The sequence below is a fragment of the Pseudomonas sp. 05N433 genome, from assembly GCF_056396925.1.
The window spans coordinates 22,207-29,642 of record NZ_JBFTML010000060.1 but is presented as its reverse complement, the minus strand read 5'-3'; the positions used below and the strand labels follow the sequence as shown (position 1 = coordinate 29,642).

The 7,436-nt window shown below is 60.2% G+C and carries 8 protein-coding genes; 3 read left to right on the top strand and 5 right to left on the bottom strand.

Annotation, left to right across the window (positions count from 1 at the left end; genetic code table 11):
- Positions 1-633 precede the first annotated feature (633 nt).
- From AC1DIS_RS25265 to AC1DIS_RS25255, 3 genes are all read left to right on the top strand, one after another.
- Positions 634-1,002, top strand: coding sequence for a DUF6124 family protein (locus AC1DIS_RS25265; RefSeq protein ID WP_477744664.1), 369 nt, complete (start codon positions 634-636; stop codon positions 1,000-1,002).
- Positions 1,003-1,163: 161 nt separating this feature from the next.
- Positions 1,164-1,421, top strand: a complete 258-nt coding sequence (locus AC1DIS_RS25260; RefSeq protein ID WP_019582340.1) for a hypothetical protein — start codon at positions 1,164-1,166, stop codon at positions 1,419-1,421.
- 139 nt (positions 1,422-1,560) lie between these two features.
- Positions 1,561-2,703: a transporter substrate-binding domain-containing protein gene (locus tag AC1DIS_RS25255; RefSeq protein WP_477748909.1), complete on the top strand. Its 1,143-nt coding sequence runs from the start codon at positions 1,561-1,563 to the stop codon at positions 2,701-2,703.
- A gap of 45 nt (positions 2,704-2,748) precedes the next feature.
- Here the strand turns inward: AC1DIS_RS25255 and AC1DIS_RS25250 are convergent, their stop codons facing one another.
- The 5 genes from AC1DIS_RS25250 to norR form a co-directional block, all read right to left on the bottom strand.
- Positions 2,749-3,498 carry a YkgJ family cysteine cluster protein gene (locus AC1DIS_RS25250; RefSeq protein WP_064616212.1) on the bottom strand — a complete coding sequence of 250 codons (750 nt, stop codon included), beginning with the start codon at positions 3,496-3,498 and terminating at the stop codon, positions 2,749-2,751.
- Positions 3,499-3,581: 83 nt separating this feature from the next.
- Positions 3,582-3,908 carry a hypothetical protein gene (locus tag AC1DIS_RS25245; RefSeq protein ID WP_064616213.1) on the bottom strand — a complete coding sequence of 109 codons (327 nt, stop codon included), beginning with the start codon at positions 3,906-3,908 and terminating at the stop codon, positions 3,582-3,584.
- A 156-nt stretch (positions 3,909-4,064) separates the two neighbouring features.
- Complete coding sequence (locus tag AC1DIS_RS25240; RefSeq protein ID WP_018930149.1) at positions 4,065-4,523, bottom strand: GNAT family N-acetyltransferase; 459 nt, start codon at positions 4,521-4,523, stop codon at positions 4,065-4,067.
- A gap of 26 nt (positions 4,524-4,549) precedes the next feature.
- Positions 4,550-5,452: a chemotaxis protein CheV gene (locus AC1DIS_RS25235; RefSeq protein ID WP_018930150.1), complete on the bottom strand. Its 903-nt coding sequence runs from the start codon at positions 5,450-5,452 to the stop codon at positions 4,550-4,552.
- A 287-nt stretch (positions 5,453-5,739) separates the two neighbouring features.
- Entirely contained in the window at positions 5,740-7,293 is a 1,554-nt protein-coding gene (norR, locus tag AC1DIS_RS25230) for a nitric oxide reductase transcriptional regulator NorR (RefSeq protein ID WP_086946442.1), read from the bottom strand.
- Positions 7,294-7,436: the final 143 nt, after the last annotated feature.

Here is a 7,436-nt window from a genome sequence, read left to right as displayed (position 1 = left end):
GGTTGGCTTCGCTTCAACCTACATGCGATGTGTTCGACTGCGTCGAACGGCGCTGCGCGCCAATCCCCAGATGAACACCTCCACTCAGCCTCCCGAAGGGGCGGGTGAATCAAGATCAAAAGCGGCAGGCGAGCTAACGCTCGGCCTGTTGAGTGGCGAGGGGCGGGTGTGCACCGTTCAATAGTGGGGGGCTTGTTCGTGAAGGCGGCCTGACAGCCGACCAATCTCTTTCGTCTGTACCTGCATGATCGTTCCCACGCTCCCGCGTGGGAATGCCGCCAGGGACGCTCCGCGTTCCGCTTTTGAATGTTTAATGGATGTGCCTGAACGCAGACCTTTCCCACGTATCTTTCAGGTTGTCCGTCGGAAGCGGGCTCTCTAGTCTTTGGCTGTCGCTGCAAATTCAGCGACCGGGCGTGAGATCCCCGGCAATTAGTATGCATCTAGCGCCAATACCACCATAATTGGCGCCAGCTTATCCGCTGCCTGTAAATGCGTTATGGCAGCTGTGTGCGGGCAGACTTCGGTCTGGCCGGTTGCCTGCTACCGGTGGATCTCACTCTGCACATAGCTGCCACCTCTTCGTCGCTTGAGATCCGGCGAGTGGTGGCACCCATCCCAGCAGGAGTTTTCATGGATAAGTTAATCCCCGATCCACCCTTCAACACCACCACCCCCAACGCCGAAGCCTCGCACGCCGAAGAATTACTCAAAGACCGCGAAGCCATAAAACGCGCGCTCGACTACTACCTCGATCCCCCAACGCCCTACACCGAAAAAAAACGCCGCCCCAGCACCATGTTCATCGTCGCCCCGAATATGGATACCGAAAGCCTCTTGGCCCACGCCTACGAATCGTTAGCCACGGCGAGTGTCCTGGCCAGCGATTTCGCCAACGACCTGACCGCCCCGCAGCGCTACACGGCGCTGGCGATTCAACAGAGCATCATGCTGGCGGAGTTGGCGGTGAACCGGGCGCTGGATAACGTCGATCCGGCGTAGACCGCGTTATCGTTCATCGCGAGCAGGCTTGCGATGGCGGTTGGTCAGTCGGCACAAAACCCGACTGACCAGCTGCAGCCTGCAGCCTCCGACACAGGTATACTGCCGCCTTTCGCGGCTCGCCTACCGGGCCCGACTCTTTAGCATCACCCGGAGCTTTCATGACTTCCCCGACACAACCGCCGGTTGCCGACGCTTTGCGCGACGACCAGGCAGACCTGCCCGACAGCGTCGACTCCAGCGCCGACAGCGAAACCAAAGCGGCGATCCCGGCGTTCAAGTTTCCGTTCAAGCCGGGGGAACTGGCCGGCGCGAAGAGCGCCAGCCAGCCTTGGTACAAGAATGGCGCCAAGAACGGCCACACCAAGACCCCGGGCGCAGCGCCTCCTGGCACTCGTCGTTCGATGGGCAAACGCTGACCGCCAGGCGTTTTTTGTCGGTAGCAGTTCCTTCTGTCATTGAGACAATTCCCACAAGGATGAGCGATTTGTCCTCTGGGAAGTCGGTGACCACTCATCAAAGATTCATGTCCCTGAATGCTTGATGACGGTCACCGAAATGCCTTTGGTAAAAATCTTCTCCCTGTTGCCGCTGGTGGTCCTGACCGCCGGCTGTGTTTCGTCTGCGGCCAATCCACAGATCCGTTTCGGGGTCGAGGCCCTGGTTCCCCCCTTCGAGAGTCGCAACGACAAAGGTGAGCTGGTCGGATTGAACATCGAACTGGGTAATGCGCTATGTACCGAACTCAAAAAACGCTGTGTCTGGGTTGATCAGGATTACGCCACCAATATCCCGGCCCTGGAGGCCAACCATTTCGATGTGATCATGCCCATGACGGCAACGCCGGCGCGTCGAGAACGGCTCGACTTCACCGATAATCTTTATCCCTTGAACAGCCGTCTGGTGGCGCGTACAGGGGCGAATCTGCAGCCGGATGCGCAATCGCTCAAAGGCAAGCGTGTCGGCGTTCTGACAGGTACCAGCCGTGAGGCGTTCGCCAAGTCCCGTTGGGCTCCGGCGGGAGTGACGGTGCGCAGTTTTCATTTCAACAGTCAACTGATAGCCAGCCTGCTGGCGGGTGAGATCGACGCGACCCTGCAAGACTCGATTGAAATCACCCAGGCGTTTTTAAGTCAGCCTCAGGGGCAAGGATTTGATTTTGCCGGGCCTGCGCTCAAGGACCCCATGCTGGGCAGTGGCGTGGCGATGGCTGTGCGAAAATCCGACACCGCCTTGCGCGATGAGCTGAATGCGGCCCTTGAGCGTCTCAAGCAGAATGGCCAGTACCAGGCGATTACCGGGCGCTACCTACCGCCCACCGTGCCAGATTCGCCACGCTATTTCCCTGCTGAAGGAGGCTTGCCATTCTCCGAAGCGGTGCAAGCCGGCACCACCCTCTATCTGTCCGGCGTGCTCGGGACGGGCTCCGATGGCGAGTTGGTCAAGGGCGGGATTGCCCCGCAGATGACCCAGACCATGGAGAATCTGCAAGCCGCATTACACCGCAGTGGTTCGACGTTGTCTCAGCTGGTCAAATGCACGGTCATCCTTGCAGACATCAATGATTTTGCTGCGATGAATACGGTGTATAGCCGCTATTTTCCGGCGGACCGTTTGCCTGCTCGCACGACATTCGCTGGCAAAAAACTGGTGCTGGATGCGCGCGTGGAAGTCGAATGCCTGGCGGTTGCTGCTCGCTAAAGTAAAAGAACCGCTGCGCACGGATGCTGCGCAGCGGTTTGGCGTTTACGCTGCCCGCAACGAAATAAACGCATAATTCAGCGGCGCTTCAGTCACCACCTGCGCCCCGGCCGCCAGCACTTGCCCGGCGATATCATCGCCAGACACATGAAACAGCCATTCTCCGCCCGACCCGGCCTGCGATTGCTGCGCCACCTGATCGATCACCATGGCAAACGCGGTCATGTCCGGCAGATATGCGGTAAACCCATCGCCTTTCAGCGCTGTCGTTCGAATCCCCAATAGCGCGCAAATCGCATCCTTGGCCTGAATCTCGTCGCGATCCGCCTGGCGGGAGCGCTGGATCAATCCTGCCAGTTCCTGATCGACCAGTTCACCGCCAACAATCAGATCCGGGCCTTTGTCCCATGACTCGGGCGGGCAATCCTTTGCTGCCGGGTTGAGCGGGATGTGCGGGTTGATTTCCATTGGATAGATGCGGCAAACCAGCGGTCGGCGTTCGTAGATGCTGCAGAGGTTGTCTTCGTCAAGATTCCGGCAGGGGCCGACGTTGTAGGCGGCAAAGGTGATCGCCACGTGCGCTTCGCAAGTGCCACTGCGAACCAGCGCCGAACGGCGTTCGGCGTGTTCGCGTTGTTGTGTTGGCAGGCCCAGGCCGTTGGCGAGAAAGGCTTCCACCAGCACGATCACCTGGCCGCCATCTGCCGCCCACATGCGGGCTTCGGCCAGTGTCAGGGGAACATGGTGGTCGTTGCAGCATTTGCCACAACCGACGCAGGAAAACGGTGTATTCATTGAAGGGCCAGTGACCTGTGAGGGCATGAAACGGCGACAGAAAGCCACCGCAAAGGCCTGTGCCAAAGCAAGTTATGCGCCATTCACTGCGCTTTTGTGGTTGGACGGATGGAGTCCCATTCGGTGATGTAAGCGGTTTTGCTTTTCTTGTTGTAGAGGCACAGCTCGGTGCCTTGCTGGCCTTTCATGTGTTTTTGCGGGTACTGGCCTTGCAGCAGGAGCGCGGTATAACCGACCCGGTCATCGAACTGCGCGGCGTTGCCGACGGGTTGGGGTTTTTTCAGGCCGCTGGCCTTGGTGCAACTGGCGAGCACGGCTCTGTCGAAGGCGGCCCAGGCATCGGGGCTGGAGGCGTGGGCATGGGCGGCGAGGGTGGTGAGACAGAGGAAGGTCAGGGTGGTGGCTTTCATGATCAGGCATCCTTGGCGTGTAGTGGTCAAGGTCGGAGTATGCCTGATGGTTTGATGTCGGTTGTGCGGGCCTCTTCGCGGGCAAGCCTCGCTCCTACAGGTCATGCGTCGATCACATCGAATCTGTAGGAGCGAGGCTTGCCCGCGAAGGCGGTCTCAGACTGGAACCAGCTCCCGGCGGACCACATACATCCCGGCACTTTCATACAAACCCCGCGCCCGAAGGTTGTCTTCCCGCACCTTCAAATCCACAAAACCTTCGCGGCGCTGCGCAAACACCTTGAAAGCATGGAGCAGCAGCGCACGGCCAAGTCCGAGGCCTCGAGCACGCGGGTGCACCACCAAGTCCTTGATGTAGGCACTGGTCCAGCACTGGGCGACGCCGACGATGCCTTCGGCATCCAGAGCGATGAAGCACAGGGTAGGATCGTATTCAGGATCGGTTTCGAAACGCTGTTGCCAGACTTCCAGCGCCGGCACGCGACCGCCGCCTTCCCGATAACCCAGTTCCATCAAGTGATGAACGGCTTCGGCGAGTTCGGGACGGTACTCGGTCAACTCAATGTCGTTTGGCCAAGTGAAAGGCGGCACACCCTCGGCGAGGTTGCGCCGCATCAGAAAACAAAAGTCCTCGGCCACACTCAGTGACCTTGTTCGGCGACGACCCTGGCCGCCTCGATCAGGCACTTGGTCAGTTCTGGCGAGGAGAACTTGGTCAGCACCCCGTTGGCCCCGGCCAGTCGAGCCTTCTCGCTGTTCATCGCGCTGTCCAGCGAGGTGTGCAGCAACACGTAGAGGTGCGAGAAGTCCGGGGTTTCGCGCAAGGTGCGGGTGAAGGCATAGCCGTCCATCTCCGACATTTCGATGTCCGAGACGATCAGGTTGATCTGCTGGGCGGTGCCTTGCAGGTCCAGCAGGCAGTCGATGGCTTCCTTGGCGCTGCGGGCGGTGTGGCATTGCAGGCCGAGGTTGCGCAGGGTGTGCACCGATTGTTGCAGTGCGACCTGGCTGTCATCGACCACCAGAATTCGCGCATTGCCCAGTACTTCAGCCTCTTCCATGCTCAGTTCGGTCGGGGCCATTTCGATCTGCGCCGGCGCAATGCCGTGGATGACCTTTTCGATGTCCAGCACCTGCACCAGCGTACCGTCGACCGACGTCACGCCGGTGATGTACGAGCGCACGCCGCCAGAGCCGAAGGGGGGTGGACGGATGTCGGTGGTCAGGCAGTGGACGATCTTGCTCACCGCCTGAACGTGCAGGCCCTGCTTGGAGCGGCTGACGTCGGTGACGATCAGACAGCCACCGTTTGGGTCTTCCAGCGGTCGTTCGCCGATGGCGCGGCTCAGGTCGATCACCGACAACGACGCGCCGCGCAGAGTGGCAATGCCTTTGACGTGGGGATGCGACTCCGGCAGCTTGGTCAGCGGCGGGCAGGGGATGATTTCGCTGACTTTCAGCAGGTTGATCGCCATCAGCTTGCCGCTGCGCAAGGTAAACAGCAGAAGCGAAAGTGAATCTGCGCGGGCTTTGTTGGAAGACATAAAAACCTTCTGTGGAAAAGGTGAGGCGATTATGAGCATCGCCAACAGCTATCGATGCCGGGTTATCGACTTGTTGGGGGCTGGCTTTAGGGGAAATGCCTATTGCCAGCCAAACGGTGACCCCTGTGGGAGGGAGCTTACCTGTGGCGAGGGGGCTTGCCCCCGTTGGAGCGCGAAGCGGTCCCTGATTTTTCCAGATAGAACTCCATCGCTGAATTCACGACCGCTTCGCGGCCGAACGGGAGCAAGCTCCCTCGCCACAAGGGTATTACTTCATTCTGGTGAAACTATTTCATGCCCAACCGCTTGGCCATTCGCCCCAGGTTCGCCCGATCCAGGCCCAACTCCCGCGCCGCGCTGGCCCAGTTGTGGTGGTGCCGTTCCAGGCAAGCGCTGATCAGTTGGCGCTGATAGTGCTCAGTGGCTTCACGCAAATCCCCTGGAATCAACTCAGCTACCGGCGCAGCGACCACGGGTTCCGCTGCCTGTTCTACGCCGCTATTGGGCAAATCCAGATCCGCCGCGCTCAAGCTGAGAATCTTCGGCCGTTGCGTGCAATTACCCAGCGCCTTCAACGCGCTGCGGCCAATCAAGTGCTCCAGTTCCCGCACGTTCCCCGGCCAACCATACCCCAACAACGCCGCTTGGGCATCGCTGGTCAGACGCAGGCTGTTGAGGCCCATGCGTGAGCGGTTTTGTTCCAGGAAGTAGCCGCTGAGCAACAGCACATCCCGACCGCGATCCCGCAATGCGGGCACCAGCAACGGGTAAACGCTCAGGCGATGATAGAAGTCGGCGCGGTAGCGGCCGCTGCGTACTTCCTCGGCCAGGTCGCGGTTGGTCGCTGCGATCAGCCGCACGTCGACCTGATGCTCCTTGTCCGACCCCAGCCGCTGCAATTGCCCGCTCTGCAGCACCCTCAGTAATTTGGCCTGCACCGCCAGCGACAGTTCGCCCACTTCATCGAGGAACAACGTGCCGCCGTTGGCCAGTTCGAACTTGCCGCGACGATCGTTCGTCGCCCCGGTGAAAGCACCGCGCACGTGGCCGAACAGTTCGCTCTCCACCAGGGTGTCCGGCAGGGCGGCGCAGTTGAGGCTGATGATAGGTTTGTCGGCCCGGGGCGACGCGGCGTGGATGGCTTGGGCCACCAGCTCTTTACCGACCCCGGTTTCCCCGGTGATCAACACAGTGAGATCGCTGCCGCCCACAAGGTTGATTTCTTCAACCAGGCGTTTGTAGGTCTTGCTCTGGCCAATCATTTCGCGGTTCTGCTGGCCGCTGGCCTGACGGTAAACCTCGGCGCGCTGATGTTCGTCTTCGGCGCGATTGGCCAGCCGTTCGATGCGCTCGGCGGCGTTTACGGTGGCGGCGGCGAGGCTGGCGAAGGCTTGCAGGGCATCCAGTTCGATCGGCTCGAAGCGCTCAGGGTCGAGGGCGTCGAGGGTCAGCAGGCCCCACGGGCGCTCGTCGATAAACAGCGGGCAGCCCATGCAGTCGTGGACTTCCAAATGCTCGTGCAGGCCATCGACCAGGCCGTCATAAGGATCGGGCAAGTCGCTGTCGGCGGCGAAGCGGGTCGGGCCGGGGCTGCTGAGCAGCGCTTCGAAGCGCGGGTGTTCGCTGACCTTGAAGCGGCGGCCGAGGGTGTCGGTGCTCAACCCGTCCACAGCCAGCGGCACCAGCCATTCGCCGTCGAGTCGCAGCAGGGCGGCGGCATCGCAAGGGAGCAGGGCGCGCATGGCTTCGAGCAGGCGCCGATAGCGCTCGCCTTCGGGCAGCTCGCGGGACAGGTCGGAGACCAGGGGCAGCAGGGTCGTGAGCAGTAATTTTGCAGTCATAATGACTCCGTGTAGTCGCTATGACTATAAAACGATGAGTGTTGATATGACTACATTGTTTTTAATTGTTTGATTTATAAGGTTTTAATTGTTGGCATGGAAACTGATAAGCAAAGGGTATTCATATAAAGCCCAGGAGTTGC

Coding starts and splice junctions, on each gene's coding strand:
- AC1DIS_RS25250 (WP_064616212.1), bottom strand. CDS start 3,498: ATGAATACACCGTTTTCCTGCGTCGGTTGTGGCAAATGCTGCAACGAC.
- AC1DIS_RS25265 (WP_477744664.1), top strand. CDS start 634: ATGGATAAGTTAATCCCCGATCCACCCTTCAACACCACCACCCCCAAC.
- AC1DIS_RS25240 (WP_018930149.1), bottom strand. CDS start 4,523: ATGCGGCGCAACCTCGCCGAGGGTGTGCCGCCTTTCACTTGGCCAAAC.
- AC1DIS_RS25260 (WP_019582340.1), top strand. CDS start 1,164: ATGACTTCCCCGACACAACCGCCGGTTGCCGACGCTTTGCGCGACGAC.
- norR (WP_086946442.1), bottom strand. CDS start 7,293: ATGACTGCAAAATTACTGCTCACGACCCTGCTGCCCCTGGTCTCCGAC.
- AC1DIS_RS25235 (WP_018930150.1), bottom strand. CDS start 5,452: ATGTCTTCCAACAAAGCCCGCGCAGATTCACTTTCGCTTCTGCTGTTT.
- AC1DIS_RS25255 (WP_477748909.1), top strand. CDS start 1,561: ATGCCTTTGGTAAAAATCTTCTCCCTGTTGCCGCTGGTGGTCCTGACC.
- AC1DIS_RS25245 (WP_064616213.1), bottom strand. CDS start 3,908: ATGAAAGCCACCACCCTGACCTTCCTCTGTCTCACCACCCTCGCCGCC.